The organism is Seohaeicola sp. 4SK31 (genome assembly GCF_028802875.1).
Taxonomy (GTDB): Bacteria; Pseudomonadota; Alphaproteobacteria; order Rhodobacterales; family Rhodobacteraceae; genus Seohaeicola.
On the sequence record NZ_JARAMP010000005.1, the window covers coordinates 135,629 to 161,289 of the forward strand.

Here is a 25,661-nt window from a genome sequence, read left to right on the forward strand (position 1 = left end):
GAGACCGTAAGAATCTTGCTGGTGCTCACCATTGGTCACTCGCTTTCTTTTGCCTGTAATCCATGTGTTTACCATGTGATAGGCGTCGAAACCTGAACGAATCTTCGATATTTACCGTATCATTTTGTGTTTACATTGTGATCTGTTTCCTGAAAGGACGTTAATCCCGCCATGCAAGATGTCATTGTCCACGCCGATGAGCCTGTCACCCTGATCGGCGGCGGTCAGACCGATGCCGAGACCCTGGCACAGGTCCTTGGTCTTGGTCCACGGCTGGTTGCCGCCGATGGCGGTGCGACGGCGGCGCTGGCGGCGGGACATGTCCCCGAGGCGGTGATCGGCGATATGGATTCGCTGTCGCCCGCCACGCGCGCCCGGTTGCAGGCGGACAGGATCCACCGGATCGACGAACAGGACAGCACGGATTTCGACAAATGCCTGATGGCGATCCGCGCACCTGTGGTGCTGGGGCTGGGCTTCACTGGCCCGCGTCTGGATCATCAGATGGCGGCCTTCAATAGTCTGGTGCGCCACTACCGGCAGCGCTGCATTCTTGTCGGCCCGCGCGAGATCGTGATGCTGGCCCCGCCCGCGCTGCGGCTGGATCTGGAGCCGGGGGCGACCGTCTCGCTTTTTCCCATGGGCGCGGTCGAGGCAAAGTCCGAAGGGTTGCACTGGCCCGTCGGGGGCCTGAGCTTCGCGCCCGATGGCCGCGTGGGCACGTCCAATCGCGCGACGGGGCCGATCTGGCTGGCGGTGACCGCGCCCAAGATGCTGCTGTTCCTGCCGCGCGGGGTGCTGGGGCAACTGGTTGCGACCCTGCTGGACCGTCCCTATGGCTGGGATTGAGCCAGCCGGGCGGCATCCCGGCTGAGGTTGCGCTCGCGCATCACGATATAGAGGCCCGAGGCGATCGTGATCGTGATGCCGATGGCGGCCAGACCGTCGGGCAGGTCGCGCCAGATCAGCCAGCCGATCACGGTGGCGAAGGGGATCTCCAGATATTGCATCGGGGCCAATGTCGCGGCGGGGGCATAGCGCAGCGACCATGTCATCAGCAGGTGCCCCACCGTGCCCAGCACACCCACCCCGATGAGCAGGCCCCAGTCGCGGGCATCGGGGATCATCAGGCGCAACTGATCCGGCCCGCTGTCGCTGCTGCCAAAGATCAGCAGCACCGGCAGCAGCACAACGCTGGCCATGACGCCGCTGACCGCCTGCAACCCGATCGGGTCGGTGTCGCGCGCGACCAGCCGGGTGACAAGGATGAAGGCGGCAAAGACCACCGCCACGCCCACGGGCAGCAGGGCGGGCCAGCCGACTTCCGCGAAACTTGGCTGGATCACCAGCAGCGTGCCGATGAAGCCCACGATACAGGCGATCAGGCGGCGGGGGCCGACCTCTTCCTTGAGGATGAGATGCCCCAGCAACAGCAGCACGAAGGGCATGACGAAGGCGATGGCGATGGCATCGGCCAGCGGCAGGAATGTCAGCGCGCTGAACATCAGCGTGATCCCCGCGATATGCAGCGCGGTGCGCAGGATCACCAGATGCAGCATCCGCCCCTTCAGGCGCCAGACCCGCCCGCCGGTGATCACCAGCGGTACCAGCAGGATCGCCTGCACCGCGAATCGGGCAAAGACCGCCATCATCAGGGGCACGGTTTCGCCAAGGATCTTGGCCACAGCATCGGCCATGGGGGCCACGGCGCAAAAGCCAAGCATCAGCAGGATACCCAGCAGCGGGCGGTCAGGGGGATGAAGGGCGGGGGGCGTGGTCGTTGTCATGCGCGCCACGCTAAAGCATGTTGCGCAAAAGTGGGAACCGGTTTTGCGCGGAAAAACATGCGCAAACACAAAATCTTGGGCGCTTCGACAATGGCAATCGCAGGCGATGCGCGCTCAGCCGGTTTTCCGCGCGGCCCGCTCCTGCACCCTTTCGCGGTGAAAGATATACAGACCCGACGCCGTGATCACCGCCATGCCTGCGAAGGTCATCGCATTGGGCAGGTCCGAAAAGAACAGCCAGCCAAAGGCGACCGCGCTCAGGATTTCCAGATAATGCAGGGGCGCCACCGTGGCCGAGGGCGCAAAGCGCAGCGCATAGCTGATCATCAGATGCGACAGGGCCGAGGCCGCGCCCACGGCGAAAAGCCATGTCCACTCGATCCCCGCCGGCCAGACCGGGCTGATCGTGGGGATCTCGATGCCCATCCCCAGCACCATGAAGGGCAGGCAGATCAGCGCCGCAATGGCCGATGTATGAAACTGCATCGGCACCGGATGCATCTGCCGCGACAGGCTGCGCGTCACCAGCATGTAGAAGGCGAAGAACAGCGCCGTACCCAGCGGAAACAGCGCCACCAGACCAAAGGCGGCAAGGCTTGGCTGGATCACCAGAAGCGCGCCTGCAAATCCCACCACGCTGGCCCCCAGACGGCGCGGCCCCACTTCCTCGCCATACATGTATTTGCCCAGCAGCAGCAGGATGAACGGCTCCACGAATACGATCACCAGCGCATCGGCGATGGGCATCACCTTCACGGCGGCCACGAAGAAATACGTGGACAGGATCAGGAACAGCGCCCGCAGCACCAGCCGCCCCGCCACCCCCGGCGGCAGGCGCAGCGCATGCCCCATCAACCAGCAGAGCGGCAGCATCAGCGCGCCCTGCACGATGAACCGCGCGGTTGTGATCTGCCCCACCGGGATGGTCTGCGCCGCCAGTTTCGACGCCACATCAATCAGCGGCGCCGTCAGGCAAAAGCCCAGCATCAAGACCACGCCCAGCACGACGCGGTCATTCAGATAGGGAAGGGAAGGCGCGCGGATATCACTCATATCCCGGCCTTACCGCGCCTCGCGCGCCCCTGCCATGCCAAAAGCGACGCGCCTTTCATCTTGCCAAAAATACTCAAAATCCCCGCCCCGCGCCCCGCGCATCAGCAGTTGGGCACATTGACTGCCAGCCCGCCAAGGGATGTCTCTTTATACTTCTCGGACATGTCCTCGCCGGTCTGGCGCATCGTCTCGATGCAGACATCCAGCGACACAAGATGCTGCCCGTCGCCGCGCATCGCCAAGGACGCCGCCGATACCGCCTTGATGGCACCCAGCCCGTTGCGTTCGATACAGGGCACCTGCACCAGCCCTTTGACCGGGTCGCAGGTCATGCCCAGATGATGTTCCAGCGCGATTTCGGCCGCGTTCTCGATCTGCTCGGGTGTGCCACCCAGAACGGCGCACAGGCCAGCGGCGGCCATGGCGGCGGCGCTGCCCACTTCCGCCTGACACCCGGCCTCGGCCCCCGAGATCGAGGCGTTGTATTTCACCAGCCCCCCGATGGCGGCAGCGGTCAGCAGGAATTCATCCACGCGGGCCGGATTCGCCCCCGGCACATGATCCAGCCAGTAGCGGATCACTGCGGGCATCACCCCCGCCGCCCCATTGGTGGGCGCGGTGACGACCTGCCCCCCGGCCGCGTTCTCCTCGTTCACGGCCATGGCATAGGTGCTCATCCAGTCGTTGATGACATGCGGCGCGGTCAGGTTCAGCCCGCGCTCGGCCAAAAGCGCCTGATGGATGCCGCGCGCCCGGCGGCGCACGTTCAACCCACCGGGCAGGATGCCGTCATGCTCCAACCCCCGGTCGATGCAGTCATTCATCACCTGCCAAATGCGCTTGATCCCGTGGTCCAGTTCCGTGCGCGGACGCCGCGACAGCTCATTGGCGCGTTTCATTTCGGCGATGGTCTTGCCCGAGGCTTTCGCCATCGCCAGCATCTCGTCGGCGGATTTGAACGGATAGGGCACCGGCGCGCCATCATCCGTGTCCTTGCCTGCGGCCAGTTCGGCCTCTGTCATCACGAAGCCGCCGCCGATGGAATAATAGGTCTCGCGCAGGATGACGTCGCCCTGCTTGTCGGTGGCCATCAGTTTCATTCCATTGGCGTGGCCCGGCAGGGCGGGGCCGAAATCGAAGACCAGATCGGCCAGCGGATCGAAATGCAAGGGCGGCAGGCCATCAACCTCGATCACCTTTGTGTCACGGATGCTGATCATCAAGGCTTCGGCCTTTTCATGGTCGTAACTGTCCGGCTTCAACCCCGCCAGACCCAGAATCGTGGCGCGGTCCGTGGCATGGCCCACCCCGGTAAAGGCCAGCGACCCATGCAATGACGCGCGCAGCCCGTGCGCCGTGAAAGGCTGGCTGCGCAACAGGTCCAGAAACCGCGCGGCGGCCACCATCGGCCCCATCGTGTGGGAGGATGAGGGGCCGATGCCGACCTTGAACATCTCGAAAACGGACAGGAACATTATGTAGCACTTCCTTCAGGCGGGATCGGATAATCGGGCAGGGTGAAGGGATGCTCTCCCAACCCCTCGGCCATGGCACAGGCACGGGTGGCGGGCCGCGCCTCGATCCGCGCGCACAGCCTTGCCAGATGCGGGGCCGCGTCCCGGTCCCACCAGCCTGCCCTATCACGGGGATAAAGCGCGATCCAGCGCAGGCAGGCCGCCAGATAGAGGTCCAGCACCGTGGGGGTGTCGCCGTTCAGCCACGCATGCCCTGCACCCGCCACAGCCTCCAGCCGCGCCAGATGGGCGGCGAGCGAGACGCGCAGGCCATCGCGCAGGGCGGCATGATGCGCGGGGTCAGGACCGATATAGATCTCGGGGTAGAACAGCATCCTCAGTTCCGCATGCAGCGTGTTCGACAGGAAAAACAGCCATTTCAGCGCATCCCCCCGGTCGGGGTGATCCGGCGCGGGACACAGCCCGCCATGCCTGTCCGCCAGCCAGAGCAGGATCGCGCCCGTCTCGAAGATCGCGCCATCCGGGGTTTCCAGCACCGGGATGCGCCCATGCGGATTCAGCGCCAGATAAGGCGCCGACCGCTGCGCCTGTGCTTTGCGGTCCACCAGCACCGCCGTGTAAGGCAGGTGCAATTCCTCCAGCGCCAGCCGGATGATCAAGGATGCGTTGTCGGGCGCGTAATGCAGGCGGTAGCGGTGCGTCATGGGCGCAATCTGCCGCCATTTGGCCTCCGTCGCCTTGGCGGAAAACGACCTCTGCGGCGGCTTTCGCGCAAATCGGCGCGATTGCCCCCTCGCAGGCGGGCCACATCTTTCCTATAAGCGACCCGCAACCAGACGGAGTCGCTGCCATGCCCGGAGAATTGTCACCCATCGACAAGGCCAAGTTTGTCGCCGCGAAACGCGCGGTGGATTATGTCGAGGACGGGATGCGCGTGGGCCTTGGCACCGGATCGACCGCCGCATGGATGGTCCGCTGTCTGGGCGAGTTGGTGCGCGAGGATGGTCTGAAGATCAAGGGCGTGCCCACATCGACCCGCACCGCTGCGCTGGCCCGTGAGGTCGGGATCGAGGTGATCAGTCTGGATGAGGCCAAGTGGCTGGACCTGACGATCGACGGGGCGGATGAATTCGATGGCGAGCTGAACCTGATCAAGGGCGGCGGCGGGGCGCTGTTGCAGGAAAAGATCGTGGCCACGGCCAGCGACCAGATGATCGTGATCGCGGATGTCGGCAAGGAGGTTGAAACGCTGGGCGCCTTCCCCCTGCCCATCGAGGTGATCCCCTTCGGCTGGCAGACCACCCGCGCGCTGGTCGAGGAGATGCTGATCTCGATGGATGTGCTGGGCCGCGACGTGACGCTGCGCATGAATGGCGACCGCCCCTTCATCACCGACGAGGGCAATCACATTCTTGACCTGCATCTGAACCGCATCGGCAATGCGCGGCAACTGGCGATGGTTCTCAATCAGGTGCCGGGCGTGGTCGAGAACGGCCTTTTCATCGACATCTGCGATATCGTGATCGTGGGCTATGGCGATGGCCGTGTGGAAACCCGCGACATCAATCAGGGCACGATCGAACAGGACCGTCTGGATTTCGTGGAGAACGACAACCTCTTCACCGATCTGGCGGATTGAGCCTGCCGTGACAGGGGGGCGGCCTGTTCTGGCCTGTCCCCCGTCCTGCGGCAATGCCGTCTCTTGATACGGTGACGGGCGCGCGCTATCGATTTTGTGTGCAGGGCGGTGGACCCGGTCCGCACGGGCCGAGACCCCAAGCCTTTAACAATGTATCCATGTTGTGTGCCCCATGCGCGATCTTCGGGATGTGCCTGCCTACCTGATCAACCTTGACGGAAATGCCGAAAGATTGGCTTCCAGCACCGAGGCGCTGACCCGTGCTGGTCTTGCGTTTACCCGCGTGCCGGCCGTGGACGGGCGCGGGCTGGACCTGGACAGCGTTCCCGATTGCGACACGCAAGCCGCGCTCAGGCGATATGGCCGCCCCCTCAAGGGCGGGGAATATGGCTGCTACAAAAGCCACCTCGCCTGCGCGCAGCGGATGCTGGACGAGGGGCATTCCCATGCGCTGGTCTTCGAGGATGACGTCTGCCTCGCGCCGGATTTTCTGATCCATCTGCGGTCTGTTCTGGCCTGTCTGGCACACAGCGACATCGACTGGCATCTGGTCAATCTGGGCGCACCCTCCACGCGGATCTTCACGCCACTGGCCGATCTGGGCGCGGGCCATCGCCTTGTGGCGGCGCATTACTTTCCGCAGACCGCCCATGCCCTGTTGTGGAGCAGGGCAGGGGCGGCGGCCTTTGTCCGTGATCATGCCCGCGTCACGATGACGGTGGACAACCTGTTCCGCCATATGATGATCCGCTCGGGCAAGGGGCTGGCGGTGACGCCGCCGCTGGCCCGCGCTTATGACGGCCCCTCGGTCATCGATGCGGGGACCAAGGCGAGCCGCTATGCGGGGCGGCGCTGGACCTATGGTCTGCTCAAGCAGAAGCGGTTCTGGGTGAACCGTGTGCTGGCGCTTTATCGCAAGGCGCTCTATCAGCCTCCGGCCATCGAAGCACCTCCACCGGGCCTGCCCGATCCGACGGCGTGATCCCAACGACCATGGCCCCTATCGCGGGGCGGTGCGTGCCTTGACCACCCAGACAATCGTGCCCGCGAGCACACCCCAGAAGGCACCGCTGATGCCCATCAGGGTCATGCCGCTGGCCGCGATCAGGAACGTCAGGGCTGGCCCCTCGACCTGACCCGGCACGCTGAAGGCCGCGGACAGCGACCCCACCAGCGCCGGGATCAGCGCCAGCCCCGCCACCGCCGTGATCAGCGCCGCAGGGGCGACACTCGCCAGCGCCGCGACAAGCCCCGCCATGCAGGCAAGCCCGATATAGGCCAGCCCGCAGATCATCGCCGCCCAGTAACGCCGGGCGGGGTCGGTACCGGCATCCTCGCCCGCCATGATGGCGGCGGTGATGGCGGACATGTTCACCGGGATCGCCCCGAACGGCGCGATGGCCAGACTGACCAACCCGGTTTTCAACAGCATCGGCTGACGCTCCACCCGGTAGCCGTTCAGGTCCAGCACCGCGAAACCGGGGATATTCTGCCCCGCCATCGTCACCAGATACAAAGGCAGCGCGACCGAGATCAGCGCCTGCCATGTGAACACCGGCGTCACCAGCGCCAGATCGGGCAGAAGCGCCCGCCCATCCTCAGGCGTGGCCCCGCCCGGATCGACAGTGAACATCAGCACCAGCGCAAAGGCGATCACCGCGCATGGCATCGCGGCCAGACGGTTCCACCGCAGCCCCACCAGCCAGGCCAGCAGCACGGGCAACACCAGACCCGGAATCTCGCCCAGTGCCAGCGCGGGCGCAAAGCACAGCTTCAGCAGCACCCCTGCCAGCAACCCATTGGCCACGGGCTTGGGGATGGCCGCCACGGCCCGGCCCAGCACGGGCACGACTCCGGTGATCACGATCAACGCGGCACAGGCGATCATCGCGCCCACCGCCTCGCCGAACCCGCCGGGCAGGGCCCCGCTGCCCGCCAGAAAGGCCGCGCCGGGTGTGGACCATGCCACCGCCGCCGGAATGCGCGTGGTCACGGACAGCCACAGCCCGCACACCCCCATGCCCAAGGTTGCGAAAAACAGCCCCGTCGCCGCCTGCGCCGGGCTGGCCCCCATCGCATCCAGCCCTGCCAGCACGATGGCAAAGGACGCGGCATAGCCGACGAAGGCCGCCAGAAGCCCCATGGCCACGGCGCGGAGGGTGATGTCCTTGATCATGCTTGCTGCCGCTTTCCCGACTGTCTGCCCGCCACAGGCCCTGACCGGCCCCGCGCGATCATGGCAAAGCGCGCCTGCGGATACCAGAGCCCGCGTTCTTGATCCGCTCACCCGCTTTCGCTGGCCCTTCCCGCCCTGATGTGAAATACCTGTGCCCGATCAAGGCAGGGGGATCTGATGAGCGATTTCGACTATGATCTGTTCGTCATCGGCGGCGGCTCGGGCGGCGTGCGCGCGGCGCGTGTCGCGGCGCAGCGCGGCGTCAAGGTGGCGCTGGCCGAAGAGGACCGCTACGGCGGCACCTGCGTCATCCGGGGCTGCGTGCCCAAGAAGCTGATGGTCTTTGCCAGCGAATATGCCGGGATCGCCGAAGAAGCCCGCGCCTATGGCTGGGACATGCAGGCGGGGGACTTCGACTGGTCCGCCTTCCGCACGCGCCTGCATGCCGAACTGGACCGGCTGGAAGGCGTCTACCGCAACATCCTCAAGTCCAACGGGGTCGAGACTTACGACGCACGCGCCACGCTGGTCGATCCGCATACGGTGGAACTGGCGGACGGCACCCGCAAGACGGCCAAGCATATCCTGCTGGCGATGGGTGGACGGCCGGTCAAGCCCGACATGCCGGGGGCGGAACTGGGCATCACCTCGAACGACATCTTCCATCTGGACCGGCTGCCCAAGTCCATCCTGATCATCGGCGGCGGCTATATCGCCTGCGAATTCGCCTGCATCCTCAACGGATTGGGGGTCGAGGTCACGCAGTATTATCGCGGCGCGCAGATCCTGCGCGGTTTCGACGACGAGGCGCGCGGACTGGTCGCCGAGGAAATGCAGCAAAACGGCATCAAGCTGCATCTGGGCACCAATATCCTGTCGCTGGACCGTGAAGGCGACGCCATCCGCACCAAGGCCACCAATGGCGACGAAAAGCTGTTCGATCAGGTCATGTTCGCCACCGGCCGCGCACCCAATACCGAGGACATGGGCCTCAAGGCGCTGGGCGTCGAACTGGGCCGCAACGGGCAGGTGGTGGTGGACAAGTATTCGCAGACGGCCATCCCTTCGATCTATGCGGTGGGCGATGTGACCGACCGCGTGAACCTGACCCCCGTGGCGATCCGCGAAGGCATGGCCTTTGTCGAGACGGTCTTTGGCGGCAATCCCACGCCCGTCGATCACGACCTGATCCCGACCGCGATCTTCACCCAGCCCGAGATGGGCACCATCGGCCTGTCCGAAGAGGCCGCGCGTGACCTCGAGCCGGTCGAGATCTACTGCACCTCGTTCAAGCCGATGCAGAGCGCCTTTGCCGGCAGCCCGCGCCGTGTGCTCATGAAACTGGTTGTCAGCATCGCCACGCGAAAGGTATTGGGCTGTCATATCGTCGCGCCTCAGGCCGGGGAAATGATCCAGATGGCGGGGATCGCGATCAAGATGGGGGCCACGAAAGAGGATTTTGACCGCACCGTGGCGGTTCATCCCACCATGGCCGAGGAAATGGTGACGATGAAATCGCCCACGCGGACTGCTTGAAATTTCGCGCCGGCCTCACAGGTTAGGGGCAGGTGTTCAGAACCGATCAAAAGAAGACAACAAGGGGAACTCAGGTCAATGGCTGGAAATTCGGGCGGCCCATGGGGCGGCGGCGGCGGTAACAAGGGCGGTGGTGACGATGATCGCCGCAACAACGGGGGCGGACGCCGTCCCGGTGACGAGAGCGGGCCGCAGATCCCGGAAATCGACGAATTGATGCGCAAGGGGCAAGAGCAACTGCGCGTCCTGATGGGCGGTCGCGGGGGTCGCGGCGGCACCGGCGGCGGTGGCGAGGGTGGCCCGCGCGGCCCGATCTTCACCCGCTCGACCGTGGGTCTGGGTATTCTGGCGGCGGTGGGCCTGTGGGCTTTCACCAGCTTCTATACCGTGCGCCCGGAAGAACAGTCCGTCGAATTGTTCCTTGGGGAATTCTACAAGATCGGCAATCCCGGTCTGAACTTCGCGCCCTGGCCTCTGGTCACCGCCGAAGTGGTGAACGTCACCTCGGAACGGACCGAGGATGTGGGCGTCGCGCGCGGCAGCGAATCGACGGGCCTGATGCTGACCACAGATGCCAATATCGTGGATATCGACTTTCAGGTCGTCTGGAACATCAACGATCCGGCCAAGCTGCTGTTCAACCTGCGCGACCCGCGCCAGACCGTGCAGTCCGTGTCGGAATCCGTCATGCGCGAGATCATCGCCGCGTCGAACCTGTCCCCGATCCTCAACCGGGACCGTGGTCTGATCGCGGATACCGCGATGCAGAACATTCAGGCGACGATGGATGACTATGACAGCGGCATCACCATCGTCCGCGTCAACCTTGACCGCGCCGACCCGCCGGCCGAAGTCATCAACAGCTTCCGTGAGGTGCAGGCCGCCGAGCAGGAGCGCGACCGTCTCCAGCGTCAGGCCGATGCCTATGCCAACCGCGTTCTGGCCGAGGCACGCGGTGAAGCCGCACAGATCCTTGAACAGGCCGAAGGCTATCGCGCCCAGGTCGTCAACCAGGCGCTGGGTGAGGCAAGCCGCTTCAACTCGGTCCTGGCCGAGTATGAAAAGGCCGAGGATGTGACCCGCAGCCGTCTTTACATCGAAACGATGGAGCGCGTTCTGGGCAATATCGACAAGACCATCCTCGACAGCTCGATCGTGGGCGGCGAAGGCGGGCAGGGTGTCGTGCCCTATCTGCCGCTGAACGAATTGCGGCGTCCCGCAACACAGGGGAACTGAGATCATGCGCAAGACAACATTTCTTCTTCCCATCGTCGTGGTCCTGATCGCGACGGCGCTGTCCTCGATCTTCGTCGTGGACGAGCGTGAAAAAGCGCTGGTTCTGCAATTCGGCCAGATCAAGGCCGTCAAGGAACAACCGGGTCTGGCCTTCAAGATCCCCCTGATCCAGGAGGTCGTGCGCTATGACGACCGCATCCTGTCGCTGGATACCGACACGATCGAAGTGACGCCCTCGGACGATCGCCGTCTGGTCGTCGATGCTTTCGCCCGCTACCGCATCGCCGATGTGGTGCAGTTCCGTCAGGCCGTCGGCGTCGGTGGCCTGCGCGCCGCCGAGGATCGTCTGTCCTCGATCCTGAACGCACAGATCCGTGAGGTTCTGGGTGCGGATCAGGTGACGTCCGACACGATCCTGTCGCAGGACCGCCGCATCCTGATGAACCGTATCCGCGATCAGGCGCAAACCTCGGCACGGGGTCTGGGGCTGGACGTGGTGGATGTGCGGTTGAAGCAGACCAACCTGCCCGCGCAGAACCTTGACGCCACCTTCGCCCGGATGCGGGCCGAGCGGGAACGCGAAGCCGCGGACGAGATCGCACGCGGTAACGAAGCCGCGCAGCGTGTGCGCGCGCTGGCCGACCGGACCGTGGTCGAGACGCTGTCCGAAGCCGAGCGCGAGGCCCAGATCACGCGTGGTGAGGCGGATGCAGAACGCAACGCCATTCTGGCCGAAGCCTTTGGTGCCAATCAGGAATTTTTCACCTTCTACCGCTCGATGCAGGCCTATGAGACGGCCTTGCAGGGGTCGAATTCCTCGATGGTGATGACGCCGGACAGCCAGTTCTTCGATTACCTGCGCTCGGATCGCCCGACGCGGACCGAAGAGCCGGCGGCACCGGCCGTGAAGAACTGATGATCGAGACGGCACTTCTGGCCCTTGGGCTGGTGCTGATCGTGGAGGGGCTGGCCTATGCGCTGGCCCCTTCGCTTGTCGAGACCCTGCTGGCCGCCCTGCGCGAAATCCCCGAACCCGCGCGCCGCACCCTTGGCTTGCTGGCCATCGTGGCCGGCGTCGCTTTCGTCTGGCTGGCGAAGCTGATCGCAGCGTGATCCGCCTCCATCACACCCTCTTGAGCGGGTGGATCGGTCCTTGGTCTTGCAACGGGCAACGACTACATTGCCACAGATGATAGCGCGCTGGATGACGGCCAGGCCGCCACCGCGCATTGAATAGAGGAGTTACGGGAGTGAACTACACAGCGGTTTCGATCCCCGATCAACGACCCGGCCTCGTCCGCGCCGTATGGCTGGGCTTTGTGACAAGTGTGATGATGCTGATGATGGCCGTGCAGGCGCAGGCGCGGCCCGAGAGTTTCGCAGATCTCGCCGACAAGATCAGCCCGGCGGTCGTGAACATCACCACCTCCACCACGGTCGCGGCAGGCACGGGTCCAAATCCCATCGTGCCCGAAGGCAGCCCGTTCGAGGACTTCTTCCGCGAGTTTCAGGACCGCAACGGCCCTCCGGGCGACCGGCCGCGCCGGTCCTCGGCCCTTGGGTCGGGCTTTGTGATCTCGGAAGATGGTTTCATCGTCACGAACAACCATGTCATTGAAAGCGCAGATGAAATCACTATCGAGTTCTTCACTGGCGAGGAGCTGGTGGCCAAGGTTATCGGCACCGACCCCAACACCGATATCGCCCTTCTGAAGGTCGAGGCGGATGCGCCGCTGCCCTATGTCAGCTTTGGCGACAGCGATACCGCGCGTGTGGGTGACTGGGTCGTGGCCATGGGCAACCCGCTGGGGCAGGGCTTCTCGGTCAGTGCCGGGATCGTCTCGGCCCGCAACCGGGCCCTGTCGGGCAGCTATGACGACTACATCCAGACCGATGCCGCGATCAACCGGGGCAATTCGGGCGGACCGCTGTTCAACATGGATGGCGAAGTGGTTGGCGTGAACACCGCAATCCTGTCGCCCAATGGCGGCTCGATCGGGATCGGCTTCTCGATGGCCTCGAATGTGGTGACCCGCGTGGTCGATCAGCTCAAGGAATTCGGCGAGACGCGCCGCGGCTGGCTGGGTGTGCGCATTCAGGACGTGACCGATGACGTGGCCGAGGCGATGGGTCTGGAAAAGACCGCAGGGGCGCTGGTCACCGACGTGCCCGAAGGCCCCGGCAAGGAAGCCGGCATCATGCAAGGCGATGTGATCCTGTCCTTTGACGGCAAGGATGTGGCCGATACGCGCGGATTGGTGCGTCAGGTCGGCAATACCGAAGTGGGCAAGGCTGTCCGCGTGATGGTCTGGCGCGACGGCAAGACGCAGAACCTTCTGGTGACGCTGGGCCGCCGGGAAGAGGCCGAAGGCGCCGTGCCTGCCGTGCAACCCTCTGATGCGCCGGAAGAACCGGCCGAAATGATGGGCCTGTCGCTGAGCCCCATCACGGAAGAGTTGCGCGCCGAGCTTGATCTGCCCGCAGGGGCCACCGGACTGGTCGTGGTCGATGTCGATGAGACGTCGGAAGCCTATGAAAAGGGCATGCGCGCCGGCGATCTGATCACCGAAGCCGGTCAGCAGAAGGTCGAGACCGCCAGCGATCTGACCGACCGCGTCGAAGAGGCGCGCGAGGCCGGGCGCAAGTCGCTGCTGCTGCTGGTGCGGCGCGGTGGCGATCCGCGCTTTGTGGCGCTGTCGCTGGACTGATCACGGGTCAGTCGGCCGAAATCCGGAAAGGGGCGTCCTGCGGGCGCCCCTTTTTTCATGGCGGGGGCTTGTCCTGAACCTGTTATGTTATGTAATAACATAACATAAATCACGGAGAACCCCATGCCACGCACCGATTCACGCCTGCCCGTCACCGTCCTGTCCGGCTTTCTGGGCGCGGGCAAGACGACGCTCCTCAACGCCGTTCTGAACAATCGCGACGGGCGGCGCGTGGCCGTGATCGTCAACGACATGGCCGAGGTCAACATCGACGCGGATCTGGTGCGCGCAGGCACGAGCCTGTCCCAGACCGAGGAAACGCTGGTCGAGATGTCGAACGGTTGCATCTGCTGCACCCTTCGCGATGATCTTCTGCAAGAGGTGCGGCGTCTGTCCGAGGCGGGGCGCTTCGACTATCTGCTGATCGAATCGACGGGCGTGTCGGAACCCTTGCCGGTGGCGACGACCTTCGAATTCCGCGACGCGGCGGGCGACAGTCTGTCCGATGTGGCGCGGCTCGACACGATGGTCACTGTGGTCGATGCGGTGAACCTGCTGCGCGACTATGCCAGCCACGATGTCCTGTCCGATCGGGGCGAAGTCGCGGGCGAGGGGGATACCCGCACGCTGGTGCATCTGCTGACCGACCAGATCGAATTCGCCGATGTCATCGTGCTGAACAAGGTGGGTGATGCCGGGGCCGCGCGGACGGATGCCGCGCGCAAGATCATTCGCGCGCTGAACCCCGATGCGCGGTTGATCGAGACTGATTTTTCGCGTGTCGATCCCGCTGCCATCTTCGACACGGGGCTGTTCGATTTCGCCACCGCCCATGACCACCCGATGTGGGCCAAGGAGCTTTACGGTTTTGCCGATCATGTGCCCGAGACCGCCGAATACGGCGTGACCCATTTCACCTATCGCGCGCGGCGGCCCTTCGATCCGGCACGGCTATACGATGTGCTCAACGGCGACCTGCCCGGCGTGATCCGCGCCAAGGGGCATTTCTGGATCGCCTCACGCCCAGATTTCGTGGCCGAATTCTCGCTGGCAGGCGCGTTGAGCGGGGTGACACCTTTGGGCACATGGTGGGCCGCCGTGCCGCGCAACCGCTGGCCCGACACTCAGGCCGCCCGCGACTATGCGGCGCGCCACTGGATCGAGCCTTGGGGCGACCGGCGGCAGGAATTGGTCTTTATCGGCGCAGGCATGGACGAGGCGGCGATCCGCGCCGCCCTCGACACCTGCCTGATCGGGGACGAGTCAACCGGGCTCCAGCCGCATTGGGCCAAACTGCCCGATCCCTTTCCGGTCTGGCGCCGCCCGGACGCGGCCTGAGGCGCGCTCCCATGCCCCGCGCCAATCTCTGCTCCGCGCTCAGCCGGCGCCGCAAGGCGCGGCCCATGCGTGATCCGATGGCGGAATTCGACCGTCTGCCGGCCGACCTGCGCCGCTGGCTGGCCGGGGCCGCCCTGCCATGGAGCCCGCGTTCCGCCCATCGCGCCTATCTGCGCGCCCTGGCCGAAGTGCAGGCCCCGCAAGAGGCCCTGGCCCGTCTGGACGCCCTGCAATCCGCAAGGCTGCGGCGCGACCGGATGGCGTCAGGCGGGGCGCGTCAGACCTGACCTGCCGTCCTAGTCATTGTCCAACTGGTCCAGCGGCGTGGCGATCAGGCCAAGGGCGCGGGCAGCGGCCAGCGACAGGATCGGGCTGTCCAGTCCGGTTTCGGATTGATAGAGCCTGACCGCCGCGCTGGTGGCGGGGTCGATCCTGCCGCTGATCGGACCGGCATAAAGATCCCGCACGGCCAGCGCGCGTTGCAGGGTGGCGATCAACTCGGGTGTCATGGCGGCGGGGCAGGGGGTTTCGAACCATGTCACCTCGCGTTCGGTCAGGATCCGCTGACGCGTTTCGGTGCGAAAGGTGGCGGGGGTTTCGACCGTGCCATCGGCGGCCAGCCGGGCCGGGGTCACCAGCACCTGTTCGGTCACGGTCTCGATCAGGGCGGGGCTGACGATCTTGCCCCAGCAGGTGCCGGGCGGCGCGCCCTCGGGCACATCCAGCATGCTGCCCATCAGCAGATCGGCAGGATTCTCGGTGCCCACGGGCATGCAGGCGGCAAGGCCCATCAGCACCATGAGCGCCAGACGCAAGAAGGGGCGGGGTCGGATCATCGGTCGGTCATCTGCTCTGTTGCCCCCGGTCTGGCCCGGCTGTCCTGCCGGGGCTTTGCCCGGTTCGGGTGAACCTAGCGGCTTTTGGGCAGGGCGCAATGCCTCTTGACGGGGGCAGAACCTGTTGCGCTCACTCAAATGCAGGTCTGCATGGGTGCACACAAGTCATGACAACAGGCTTTAGCGGCGGGGCGGCGGGATCAGCGCGGCCTCGTCCTGCAACAGCAGGTCCAGCATGTCCGAGATATCCTCGATCCGTTCCGCGATCAGATGCGACACGCCTCCCTCATGCTGCATCCGGCCCGTCACGCGCAACAGGCGGCCCGCGATGATGGCGCGGCGGAACTGCTCATAGAACTTGCGCCAGACGATCACATTGATCACGCCCGTCTCATCCTCCAGCGTCAGGAAGATCACGCCCTTGGCGGTGCCGGGCCGCTGGCGCAGGATCACCAGCCCCGCCACGGTCACGCGGTGCCCCGTGCTGACATAGCCCAGATGCGCCGCAGGGGTGCAAGCGGGGGCAGGCGGAGAGGTAGGGGAAGCGGGTCTGGCAGGCATGAGAACAATATAGGAACATCTGGCCAATGCCGCAAGCCGGGATCACAGGGCGCGCGCGCCCTTGGGGAAAACTGCACAAAAGGGGCTGGAACGCCCTGCGATGCTTGTCTAGGTAGGGGTGAAACAGGACATCAACCGGAGTCTGCACGGACATGGCGAAAATCACATATATCGAGCATAACGGAACCGAACATGTCGTCGAGGTGCCCAACGGTCTGACCGTGATGGAAGGTGCCCGCGACAACAACATCCCCGGCATCGAGGCCGATTGCGGCGGCGCCTGCGCCTGCTCGACCTGCCATGTCTATATCCATCCCGACTGGGTGGAAAAACTGCCCGCCAAGGACGACATGGAAGAGGATATGCTGGACTTCGCCTATCAGCCCGACACCGCCCGCTCGCGCCTGACCTGCCAGATCAAGGTGACCGACGCGCTGGACGGTCTGGTCGTGCAGATGCCGGAAAAGCAGATCTGATCTATCAGGCACCCGCACTGGATCAAGGCGCGCGATCGCTGACATGCGGGGTGGCGATGCAACGGTTGTTTGGGGCAGTTTATCCCTGCAACATTATCGAACCTCAGTTCATGCCGCAGCGGTAGCCGATCGCCGCCCCGGGGGTGGCGTGTCGGCGATCGCGCGGCGGTGCTGCGCACCTTGATTCCGCGCGGGGTACCTGTTGGCAACCGTGCGGACTGTCTCGACCCTATGACGTCAAACCCCCTCGACCTCCGCCACCACCTCGGCCGGAGTCCGTTGCCGCCGCCCGCGCCCCGGCGCATAGGTCCGCAGCAGCGCCAGACCCAGAAGGCCGATCAGCGTGACGGGAATCCCCCAGTTCACGAAGGCCATCAGATCCTGCCCCGTCGCCAGCGCCAGAACCGGCGCGGCCAGAGCCCCCGCCAGCAGCGCCACACCCAGAACCCGCAGCGCCGCCGCCGTGCCCGCCGACGGCTCGCTCTCCACATCCAGCCCCGGTTGCGCCGCCATAAGCGCGCGCAGCACATCCGCCACGCAGGCGCGGAAAGCCATGTCATCCGGCCCGCCCACCAGCGCGCGGCGATAGAGATGCTGCCGGATCGCGCGGCGCTGCGTGCCGTCCTCCAGCCGCAACACCCGCGTCAGGCTTTGCCCCGCCCGCGACGCGCTCCAATGGGCAAAGGTCACCGCCGCAAGCTCCATCCGCCAGAGCGTGCCGCCCTTGGCGTCCTCGCAAACCAGCGCCCCGTCCGCCAGCACATAGGTCAGGGGCGATTTGATCAGCGCGGGCTTGACCGCGTGGCGGCGCGGTTTTCTCACAGCGCCCGCCAGCCGATGTCGCGGCGGCAGAACCCGCCGGGCCAGTCGATCGCATCGACCATCGCATAAGCGCGCGCCTGCGCCTCGGCCAGTGTCGCGCCCCGCGCGGTCACGTTCAGCACGCGGCCGCCATTGGCGGTGAACTGACCCTTGTCCCGCGCCGTGCCGGCGTGGAAACACATATGGAAACTGTCCTCGGGCAATCCGTCCAGCCCGCCGATCACGCTGCCCTTGGCATAATCGCCCGGATAGCCATTGGCCGCCATCACCACGGTCAACGCATGGTCATCCGCCCAATGCACCTGCGCATCCGCCAGACGCCCCTCGGCACAGGCCAGCATCAGGTCCAGCGCCTGCGCGCCCAGCCGCATCATCAGCACCTGACATTCGGGATCGCCAAATCGCACGTTGTATTCCACCAGGCGGGGCTGGCCGTCCTTGATCATCAACCCGGCATAGAGCACGCCCTGATAGGGCATCCCGCGCCGCGCCATTTCATCCATGCAGGGCTTGACGATCTGCTCCATCGCCAAGGTCGCTATGGCATCCGACAACACCGGGGCAGGGGAATAGGCCCCCATCCCGCCGGTATTCGGCCCCGTGTCGCCATCGCCCACGCGCTTGTGATCCTGCGCCGTGCCGATGGCCAGCACATCCTTGCCATCGCACAGGACAAAGAACGACGCCTCCTCGCCCTCCATGAACTCTTCGATCACCACTTCGGCCCCCGCGCCACCAAAGGCTCCGCCGAACATGTCATCGACCGCGGCCAAGGCTTCCGCCTCGGTCATCGCCACGATCACGCCCTTGCCCGCGGCCAGACCATCGGCCTTGACCACGATGGGCGCGCCCTGTTCGCGGATATGGGCGCGCGCGGCGTCCGCATCGGAGAAATGGCCATAGCCTGCGGTGGGCGCATTCACAGCCGCGCAGATCTCCTTGGTGAAGGCCTTGCTCGCCTCCAGCATCGCTGCCGCCTTCGAGGGGCCAAACACGTTGAACCCCGCCTCGCGCAGACGGTCGCTGATGCCTGCGGCCAAGGGGGCTTCCGGCCCCACGATGATGAAATCAATGGCGTTCTCGTCGCAGAAATTCACCACCGCCGCGCCGTTGAGCACATCCAGATCTGCACATTCCGCGATCTGCGCGATGCCCGCATTGCCCGGCGCCACGATCAGCTTGTCGCATTTGGGGTTCTGCATCACGGCCCATGCCAGCGCATGTTCACGCCCGCCGCTGCCGAGGATCAGGATATTCATGGCGCTCTCCCGCTTGGCCTTTGTCGTGCCCCGCTTTAAGGTGCCGCGACCCCTTAGACAAGCCAGAGGGAAGGCCCGCCCGCATGTCCGATCTTCTCGACGATGACGCCCCCCTGCCGCAAGGCGGGCAGAACAACCCCGAATACACCGTATCCGAGATTTCGGGCGCCGTGAAACGGGTGCTGGAGGGCGAGTTTTCCCATGTCCGCATCCGGGGCGAGCTGGGCCGCGTGACCATGCCGCGCTCAGGGCATATCTATCTGGATCTCAAGGATGACCGCTCGGTGCTGGCCGCGGTGATCTGGAAAGGTGTCGCCGCCCGCCTGTCGGTGCAGCCCGAAGAGGGGATGGAAGTGATCGCCACGGGCCGCATCACCACCTTCGGCGGGCAATCGAAATACCAGCTGATCATCGAGGATATCGAACCCGCAGGGGCAGGGGCCTTGATGGCGATGCTGGACAAGCGCCGTCGGATGCTGGCCGCCGAGGGGCTGTTTGACGACACCCGCAAGCAGCCGATCCCCTATCTGCCCGAGATCATCGGCGTCGTCACCTCTCCCACCGGGGCGGTGATCCGCGATATCCTGCACCGCCTGCGCGACCGTTTCCCGCGCAAGGTGCTGATCTGGCCTGTCGCCGTGCAGGGCGCCAATTGCGCGGCGGAAGTCGCCCGCGCCATCCACGGCTTCAACGCCATGACACCCGGCGGCGCGCTGCCACGCCCCGATCTGATCATCGTGGCGCGCGGTGGCGGCTCGCTTGAGGATCTGTGGGGGTTCAACGAGGAAATCGTCGTCCGCGCCGCTGCCGCCTCGCGCATCCCGCTGATTTCCGCCGTGGGGCACGAAACCGATACGACCCTCATCGACTATGCCGCCGACCGCCGCGCGCCCACGCCCACGGCGGCGGCGGAAATGGCCGTGCCCGTGCGGCTGGACCTTCTGGCATGGCTGGACGGGCAATCGGGCCGCCTGACCCGCGCCTTGACGGGCGGCGTATCCTTGCGCGCCCAACGCCTGCGCGATCTGTCCCGCGCCTTGCCGCGCGCCGAGACGCTGCTCGACGCCCCGCGCCAGCGGCTTGACGTGATGTCCGACCGCCTGCCCGCCGCCCTGATCCGCTCGGTCCAGTTGCGCCGCGTCGCCCTGTCCGATCACGCGGGCGCGCTGCGCCCGGCCCTCCTGCGCCGTGCCATTCAGGCCGAGCGGCGCAATCTGGCCGTGGCATCGGATCGCCTCAGCCTTGACCGTTTCCGCGCCGATCTGGAGCGCAAGAACCGCGACCTCACAACCCTCTCGCGCCGCCTGTCGGATGCGGGCCAGCGACAGGTGAAGTCTTGGCGGCAACGCATTGAAGAACAAGACCGCCTGCGCCTGACACTGGGATACGAGGCGACCTTGCAGCGCGGCTATGCCGTGGTGCGCGGCGAGGATGGCGCGGTGCTGACCACCAAGGCAGACGCCGCCAAGGCCCGCGCGCTGGAAATCCAGTTCAGCGATGGCCGGCTTGCCGTCGGCGGCAAACCCGCACCCAAACCGGCTGGCAAGATCCCGCCACCAGAACAGGGCAGTCTGCTTTAACGGCCCATCCAGCGCCGCGCGCGCCGGTCCATCATCCGCCGCCAGAGCGGCGGAACCAGCGCCGCCACCGCCATCACCGGCACGGCACGCGGCAGCAGCGGCATTTCCGCCTCAAGCCGCAGCGCCGGGTAGGGGCGCGCAGGATGCGCATGATGATCCGAATGGCGCGGCGCGTTCAGCATCATCGCGCTCGACCACGCCTGCGGCGCGTTCCACGAATGACGCGCCCCGACGGGTTCCAGCCGCCCATCCGCCAGCCTTGCCCGCGTCAGCCCGTAATGCTGGATGTAATCCGACAGCAGGATCTGCACCTGCGCATAGGCCGCGATCCCCAGCAGGCCCGGAACACCGCCCCACCCCGCCAGCCCAAAGGCCAGCGCCAGCGCCAGCAACGCACCCAGACCATAGCCCAGATAGGGATGCGTCCACCCCGGCGCAGGCACCGATGCCCGCGCGCGCAGCGCCGACTCCGCCCGTAGCCCCGCCATGAACGATCCCGCCCAGGCGCGCGGCGCATAGCGCCAGAACCCCATCCCCAGCGGGGCGGAGGCCGGATCGTCGGCGGTGCCCACATGCACATGATGCACCCGCAGATGGCTGGAGGCGTGATGCCCCATCAGCACCGCACAATAAACCGCGCGCCCCAAGACCCGCATCCATGTCGCCCGCCGATGAATCAGCTCATGCGCCACCGGATGGCCGATCTGGCCAAAGGCCAGCCCCCAGCCGATCACCAGCCCCAGCAGTTCCACCGCCGCAAAGCCCGCGCCGAAGGCCCGCACCGCCAGAACCAGCCCCGCCAGCAACAGCAGCGCCAGCACCACGGCCAGCCCGTCACCGCTGGGAAATTCGTCATCCCGCCCTGTCACCGCCGCTGCGTGGCGCATCAGGTGGTCGGCGGCCCATGTAAAGACGGTGATCATCACAATGCCCGCCGCGACCCACCAGCCGCCAACAAGGCTGCCAAGGATCAGCAGGGTCAGGGGGGCAATCGTGGCAATGGCAAACAGGAACATGGCAAACCGGTCCGCGTCGGGTCAGGTCCGCCGCAGCGGGGTCAGAGCCCGCGTCACGTCCCCACCTCCGGGCCAAGGCACATCATCGGCTCGGGGCTGCGCGTGATCTCGTAAAGCGTGGTCTGGCTTGGATCATCCTCGAACCGGGCCACGATCCCGCCGGGGGTCTGATAGAAGCTCCAGCATTGCGGATCGGGATTGTCGTCATAGACAAAGCAGATCATGCCGTTCTCCTCATACCACTCCCCTTCCTGACAGCGGCCATCCAGAAAGGACCAGCGCACCCGACGGTTGTCCATATACTCCTCGGCACCATAGGGCGCGGCCCCGGTGCCATAGGTAAAGGTCTGCCCGCGCGTATAGGCATCAAAGGCGGCCCCATCCATCGGGCTGCCTGTCTGCGCGCGCAGGGTGATGGCGGACAAAAGCAGCAGACCCACTGCCAGAAGGGCCGACAGGATCAGACGGGGCAGGGCGGGTGCGAACAGGGGGGGTAACGGATGTCTCATGCGCGCATCCTGCCCCAGTCCACCCCGATTTGGCCAGTGATCAAACAGTCGCGGCACAGGGGTCAGCGGATATCCCCAACGGCGCCCGCACACCTGCACGGCCGCGTGACCCATGGGACAGATTGACCCTGGGGGGCTTTCAAAACCGACCAAGAGGGTCTAGGTGAAAGCAAACACCCCGCGAGGCCGCCATGTCATTTTTCGGCAAACTCAAACAACGCCTGTTCACCTCCTCGTCCCGGCTGGACCAGGGGCTGGATGCGATCGTGGCACAGGGCGGCGCGGCAGAGGTCGAAGACGACACGCGCCTGACGTCGCAGGACCCCGATCCCACCCCCGAGGTCGAGCCTGTCCCCGCGCCGGAGCCGGAGCCTGTGCCCGAACCGGACACGCCTGCACCGGAACCCGAACCCTTGCCTGTGCCCGAACCGCAGGAACCCGAGGAACCGGACTATCCCGCCGAAGTGCCCGAAGACCCCGACACCCCCGAAGAGGCACCCGAGGAAATCCCCGGCTATGACCAGCCCGAGGAAATGCCCGGCGACTGGCCCTCGGAAGTGCCCGCCCCGCAGGGGGACATCATGCCCGGCCCGGCGCCGATGGAAATTCCCTTGGGCACACCGTCCGAAATGCCGATGGACCGGGCCATGGCCGTGGCCGACTCCGGGGCCGCGAAGGTCGGTTTTCTGGGCCGTCTGCTGGGCCGCTCTGCCGCGTCCACATCCGCCGCTGTGGCCGAAGCCGAACCCGTTGCCAGAATCCCTGCCGCGCCTGCCGGTCCGGTGGTGCGCCGCGTGCTGGACGATGCGATGCTGGAACAGCTTGAAGAGTTGCTCATCGCCTCTGATATGGGCGTGGACACCGCGCTGCGCGTGACGGCCAACCTTGCCGAAGGGCGCTATGGCCGGAAACTCTCGGTCACCGATATCAAGCGCGCTCTGGCGGATGAGATCGCGCGCATCATGGAACCCGTGGCCCGCCCCATGCCGATTTTCCCCAAGACCCCGCAGGTCGTGCTGGTCGTGGGCGTGAACGGCTCGGGCAAGACCACGACCATCGGCAAGCTGGCCAGCCAGTTCCGCGCCGCCGGCAAGACCGTGATCATCGCCGCAGGCGACACCTTCCGCGCCGCCGCTGTGGAACAGTTGCAGGTCTGGGGACAGCGCGCGGGCGTGCCCGTCCTGACCGCGCCCGAAGGATCGGACCCCGCCAGCCTTGCCTTCGACGCCATGACACGGGCCGAGGCCGAGGGCGCGGACCTGCTCTTGATCGACACGGCAGGCCGCTTGCAGAACCGCGCCGATCTGATGGAGGAGCTGTCCAAGATCGTCCGCGTCATCCGCAAGAAGGACCCGTCCGCCCCCCACAACACCCTGCTGGTGCTGGACGCCACGACCGGCCAGAACGCGCTCAGCCAGGTGGAAATCTTCCGCAAGCTGGCCGATGTGTCGGGCCTCGTGATGACCAAGCTGGACGGTACCGCCAAGGGCGGCGTGCTGGTGGCGCTGGCCGACAAGTTCGGTCTGCCCATCCATGCGATCGGCGTGGGCGAGCAGATCGACGATCTGGCACCTTTCGACCCCGAGGATTTCGCAAAGGCGCTGACGGGTCTGGATGCGTGAGAATTGACCTTGATGCTTGAAATAAGACGGACAACGGATTTCCAGCCCGACATCACCGCCCTCGAGGCGGTGATCGACGGCGCACGCCTGCGCGAGGCGGACGAGATCGAGGACTGGCCCGATGACCGGCTGGTCATGAGCGAATGCGTGGTCTTGAACGACGGTCAGGTCGTGGGCTTTGGCCGCATGATCTGGGACGCGCATCTGGATGTGCCGCCGCGCATCTTCGATCTGTGCCTGCTGCCCGAACATCGCAACACCTTCGTGCTGGACACGCTGGAACAGGAACTGATCGACGAATACGCCTTCGCCGCCGAAGGGGGCGATATCGTGATCGGCCGCGAGGGCGATGAGATCGACATTTCCCGCCGCGCCCGCGAACTCCATGACGAAAGCCTTGGGCGCAGCCCCGGACGGCTGCGCGCATGAGCGCCTGGCTCGTCTCGCTGGAGGGAACTCCGGCGGGCAGTCAGGTGGCCATGATGCTGGCGCTGCTGGCGGCGGTGCTGCATGCGATTTTCGGCGCGCTGCAAAAGGGCCGCCACGACCCCTGGCTGATGCGCGGGGCCATCGACATCAACTATGCGATGATCGCCGCCCCTTTCGCGCTGTTCGTGGTGCCCTTTCCCGAACCGCATATGTGGCCCATCTTCGCGGGGGCCTTCGTGATCCACACCGCCTATAAATTCCTCCAAGCCATGGCCTATACACGCGGCGCCTATACCGTGGTCTATCCGGTGGTGCGCGGGACGGGGCCGCTTTTTGCCGTGATCGGCGCATGGCTGATCTTCGGCGAGGTCTTTACCCTGACGCAATGGCTGGGCGTGGCCGTCCTGCTCTGCGGCATCTTCGGCCTTGCCGTCTATAACCTGATCCATGTCACGCTGAACCGCGACACGCTGAACATGGCGCTGGGTCTGGCGGTGCTGACGGGCCTTTTCGTGGCGCTTTACACCACCTATGACGCCTACGGCATCCGGGCGACGGCGGACCCCTTCACCTTTTTGATGTGGTTCTTCATGATCGACGGTCTGGTCATGCCCGTCGTGGCAAGCCTGCGCTGGCGCGCGATGGCCACGCATCTGCGCCCACCCGTCCTGCCCTTGATGCAGCGCGGCGTGGTCGGCGCGGTGATCGCCTTTTTCAGCTTCGGCTCTATCATGTTGGCCACCCGTCTGGACAAGGTCGGCGAGGCGGCGGTGCTGCGCGAGACATCCACCGTCTTTGCCGCTCTGATCGGCTGGCTGGTGCTGAAGGAAACCGTAGGCCCACGGCGCATCGCGCTGATGTGCCTGATCGCGCTGGGCGCGGTCATCGTGCAATTCGGAAGCTAGGAGACTGCTTCATGACCCAAAAGGACATCAACCCGCTGGTAAAGACCGCCCTGGAACTGGGGCCGGTGCTGGCCTTTTTCGTGGCCTATATCGCGCTCAAGGACCGGGTCTTCACCATCAATGGCACCGAATATGGCGGCTTCATCGTGGCCACGGCGGCGCTGATTCCGCTTCTGCTGCTCAGCACCGGCATCCTGTGGAAACTCACGGGTCGCCTGTCGCGGATGCAGATCATGACCATGGTGCTGGTCGTGCTCTTCGGCGGGCTGACCGTCTGGCTGAATGACGAACGCTTCCTCAAGATCAAGCCCACGATCGTCTATCTGGTCTTTGCCGGACTGCTGGGGATCGGCCTCATGCGGGGGCGGTCCTATCTGCAATATGTGATGGAGGAGATGATCCCCATGACGGAAACCGGCTGGATGATCCTGACCCGCCGCCTGACCGCGCTGTTCTTCGGTCTGGCGGTGTCGAACGAGATCGTCTGGCGCTTCATGAGCACCGAGGCCTGGGTCTATTTTGAGACCTTCGTGCTGACGGCGGCGGTCTTTGTCTTCTTCATCACGCAAGGCAGGCTCTTCGAAACCCATGCCATCAAGACGGAGGCCCCGGACGCGCAGGATCGGTAACGGCGCGCGCGCGGTGGGGGCAGATGCCTCCGGCGGGGATATTTGAGGCAAGTAGAAACCGCCCTGCGA

General features: G+C 65.5%; 27 protein-coding genes. 16 read left to right on the forward strand and 11 right to left on the reverse strand.

All coding sequences use genetic code 11. The annotated features are described in order from the left end of the window. Window positions 1–171: 171 nt before the first annotated feature. Window positions 172–849, forward strand: coding sequence for a thiamine diphosphokinase (locus PVW27_RS06100; RefSeq protein ID WP_274556022.1), 678 nt, complete (start codon window positions 172–174; stop codon window positions 847–849). On the opposite strand, the gene PVW27_RS06105 is transcribed toward PVW27_RS06100, so the two are convergent. The 4 genes from PVW27_RS06105 to PVW27_RS06120 all read right to left on the reverse strand — a co-directional run bounded on the left by PVW27_RS06105 (window position 834) and on the right by PVW27_RS06120 (window position 5,019). After that, entirely contained in the window at window positions 834–1,787 is a 954-nt protein-coding gene (locus tag PVW27_RS06105) for a DMT family transporter (protein ID WP_274556023.1), read from the reverse strand. The genes PVW27_RS06100 and PVW27_RS06105 overlap by 16 nt on opposite strands. A 114-nt stretch (window positions 1,788–1,901) precedes the next feature. Then, window positions 1,902–2,840: a DMT family transporter gene (locus PVW27_RS06110; protein WP_274556024.1), complete on the reverse strand. Its 939-nt coding sequence runs from the start codon at window positions 2,838–2,840 to the stop codon at window positions 1,902–1,904. A gap of 101 nt (window positions 2,841–2,941) precedes the next feature. Next, window positions 2,942–4,315 carry an L-serine ammonia-lyase gene (locus PVW27_RS06115; RefSeq protein ID WP_274556025.1) on the reverse strand — a complete coding sequence of 458 codons (1,374 nt, stop codon included), beginning with the start codon at window positions 4,313–4,315 and terminating at the stop codon, window positions 2,942–2,944. Next, a complete protein-coding gene (locus tag PVW27_RS06120; protein ID WP_274556026.1) occupies window positions 4,315–5,019 on the reverse strand; it encodes a glutathione S-transferase family protein in 705 nt (234 codons plus the stop codon). The genes PVW27_RS06115 and PVW27_RS06120 overlap by 1 nt, the downstream gene beginning before the upstream one ends. A gap of 146 nt (window positions 5,020–5,165) precedes the next feature. Between PVW27_RS06120 and rpiA the strand changes: the two genes are divergently transcribed. Beyond that, window positions 5,166–5,954 carry a ribose-5-phosphate isomerase RpiA gene (rpiA, locus tag PVW27_RS06125; RefSeq protein WP_274556028.1) on the forward strand — a complete coding sequence of 263 codons (789 nt, stop codon included), beginning with the start codon at window positions 5,166–5,168 and terminating at the stop codon, window positions 5,952–5,954. 172 nt (window positions 5,955–6,126) lie between these two features. Further along, the gene (locus PVW27_RS06130) at window positions 6,127–6,936 is read left to right on the forward strand and encodes a glycosyltransferase family 25 protein (protein ID WP_274556030.1); all 810 of its coding nucleotides are present in this window, start codon (window positions 6,127–6,129) and stop codon (window positions 6,934–6,936) included. 18 nt (window positions 6,937–6,954) lie between these two features. Here PVW27_RS06130 and PVW27_RS06135 read toward each other — a convergent pair whose 3' ends face one another. Continuing rightward, on the reverse strand, window positions 6,955–8,130 hold the full coding sequence (locus PVW27_RS06135; RefSeq protein ID WP_274556031.1) for a benzoate/H(+) symporter BenE family transporter: 1,176 nt from the start codon (window positions 8,128–8,130) through the stop codon (window positions 6,955–6,957). Between the two features lie 177 nt (window positions 8,131–8,307). On the opposite strand from PVW27_RS06135, the gene gor reads away from it, so the two are divergent. The 7 genes from gor to PVW27_RS06170 all read left to right on the forward strand — a co-directional run bounded on the left by gor (window position 8,308) and on the right by PVW27_RS06170 (window position 15,235). Beyond that, window positions 8,308–9,666: a glutathione-disulfide reductase gene (gene gor / locus PVW27_RS06140; protein ID WP_274556033.1), complete on the forward strand. Its 1,359-nt coding sequence runs from the start codon at window positions 8,308–8,310 to the stop codon at window positions 9,664–9,666. A 78-nt stretch (window positions 9,667–9,744) separates the two neighbouring features. Then, window positions 9,745–10,902: an FtsH protease activity modulator HflK gene (gene hflK, locus PVW27_RS06145; RefSeq protein ID WP_274556035.1), complete on the forward strand. Its 1,158-nt coding sequence runs from the start codon at window positions 9,745–9,747 to the stop codon at window positions 10,900–10,902. A 4-nt stretch (window positions 10,903–10,906) separates the two neighbouring features. Continuing rightward, window positions 10,907–11,818 (forward strand): protease modulator HflC, encoded by a 912-nt coding sequence (hflC, locus tag PVW27_RS06150; RefSeq protein ID WP_274556036.1) that lies wholly within the window; start codon window positions 10,907–10,909, stop codon window positions 11,816–11,818. After that, window positions 11,818–12,015, forward strand: coding sequence for a DUF2065 domain-containing protein (locus PVW27_RS06155; protein WP_274556038.1), 198 nt, complete (start codon window positions 11,818–11,820; stop codon window positions 12,013–12,015). Before hflC ends, PVW27_RS06155 begins: the two co-directional genes overlap by 1 nt. Before the next feature lie 218 nt (window positions 12,016–12,233). Beyond that, window positions 12,234–13,610, forward strand: coding sequence for a DegQ family serine endoprotease (locus PVW27_RS06160; protein WP_274556135.1), 1,377 nt, complete (start codon window positions 12,234–12,236; stop codon window positions 13,608–13,610). Window positions 13,611–13,733: 123 nt separating this feature from the next. After that, entirely contained in the window at window positions 13,734–14,948 is a 1,215-nt protein-coding gene (locus PVW27_RS06165; protein WP_274556040.1) for a GTP-binding protein, read from the forward strand. A gap of 11 nt (window positions 14,949–14,959) precedes the next feature. Next, entirely contained in the window at window positions 14,960–15,235 is a 276-nt protein-coding gene (locus PVW27_RS06170; protein ID WP_274556042.1) for a DUF6525 family protein, read from the forward strand. 9 nt (window positions 15,236–15,244) lie between these two features. Here the strand turns inward: PVW27_RS06170 and PVW27_RS06175 are convergent, their stop codons facing one another. Continuing rightward, the gene (locus PVW27_RS06175) at window positions 15,245–15,784 is read right to left on the reverse strand and encodes a peptidoglycan-binding domain-containing protein (RefSeq protein ID WP_274556044.1); all 540 of its coding nucleotides are present in this window, start codon (window positions 15,782–15,784) and stop codon (window positions 15,245–15,247) included. 180 nt (window positions 15,785–15,964) lie between these two features. After that, window positions 15,965–16,345, reverse strand: a complete 381-nt coding sequence (locus tag PVW27_RS06180; RefSeq protein WP_274556046.1) for an OB-fold nucleic acid binding domain-containing protein — start codon at window positions 16,343–16,345, stop codon at window positions 15,965–15,967. 152 nt (window positions 16,346–16,497) lie between these two features. Here PVW27_RS06180 and PVW27_RS06185 point away from each other — a divergent pair, with 152 nt between their 5' ends. After that, window positions 16,498–16,821 (forward strand): 2Fe-2S iron-sulfur cluster-binding protein, encoded by a 324-nt coding sequence (locus tag PVW27_RS06185; RefSeq protein WP_274556047.1) that lies wholly within the window; start codon window positions 16,498–16,500, stop codon window positions 16,819–16,821. Between the two features lie 237 nt (window positions 16,822–17,058). On the opposite strand, the gene PVW27_RS06190 is transcribed toward PVW27_RS06185, so the two are convergent. Together PVW27_RS06190 and purD are read right to left on the reverse strand one after the other, a co-directional pair. After that, entirely contained in the window at window positions 17,059–17,643 is a 585-nt protein-coding gene (locus tag PVW27_RS06190) for a hypothetical protein (RefSeq protein WP_274556048.1), read from the reverse strand. Beyond that, entirely contained in the window at window positions 17,640–18,902 is a 1,263-nt protein-coding gene (purD, locus tag PVW27_RS06195; protein ID WP_274556049.1) for a phosphoribosylamine--glycine ligase, read from the reverse strand. The genes PVW27_RS06190 and purD overlap by 4 nt, the downstream gene beginning before the upstream one ends. Before the next feature lie 83 nt (window positions 18,903–18,985). Here purD and xseA point away from each other — a divergent pair, with 83 nt between their 5' ends. Further along, window positions 18,986–20,482 (forward strand): exodeoxyribonuclease VII large subunit, encoded by a 1,497-nt coding sequence (gene xseA / locus PVW27_RS06200; RefSeq protein WP_274556050.1) that lies wholly within the window; start codon window positions 18,986–18,988, stop codon window positions 20,480–20,482. On the opposite strand, the gene PVW27_RS06205 is transcribed toward xseA, so the two are convergent. Then, a complete protein-coding gene (locus tag PVW27_RS06205) occupies window positions 20,479–21,498 on the reverse strand; it encodes an alkane 1-monooxygenase (protein ID WP_274556052.1) in 1,020 nt (339 codons plus the stop codon). The genes xseA and PVW27_RS06205 overlap by 4 nt on opposite strands. A gap of 53 nt (window positions 21,499–21,551) precedes the next feature. Then, entirely contained in the window at window positions 21,552–22,007 is a 456-nt protein-coding gene (locus PVW27_RS06210) for a hypothetical protein (protein ID WP_432762058.1), read from the reverse strand. 191 nt (window positions 22,008–22,198) lie between these two features. Here PVW27_RS06210 and ftsY point away from each other — a divergent pair, with 191 nt between their 5' ends. The 4 genes from ftsY to PVW27_RS06230 are packed head-to-tail and all read left to right on the forward strand — an operon-like array spanning window position 22,199 to window position 25,592. Then, entirely contained in the window at window positions 22,199–23,629 is a 1,431-nt protein-coding gene (gene ftsY, locus PVW27_RS06215; protein WP_274556054.1) for a signal recognition particle-docking protein FtsY, read from the forward strand. A gap of 12 nt (window positions 23,630–23,641) precedes the next feature. Then, entirely contained in the window at window positions 23,642–24,058 is a 417-nt protein-coding gene (locus PVW27_RS06220) for a hypothetical protein (protein WP_274556055.1), read from the forward strand. Next, window positions 24,055–24,963, forward strand: coding sequence for an EamA family transporter (locus PVW27_RS06225; RefSeq protein ID WP_274556056.1), 909 nt, complete (start codon window positions 24,055–24,057; stop codon window positions 24,961–24,963). The genes PVW27_RS06220 and PVW27_RS06225 overlap by 4 nt, the downstream gene beginning before the upstream one ends. 11 nt (window positions 24,964–24,974) lie before the next feature. Further along, window positions 24,975–25,592: an inner membrane-spanning protein YciB gene (locus PVW27_RS06230; RefSeq protein WP_274556058.1), complete on the forward strand. Its 618-nt coding sequence runs from the start codon at window positions 24,975–24,977 to the stop codon at window positions 25,590–25,592. Window positions 25,593–25,661: the final 69 nt, after the last annotated feature.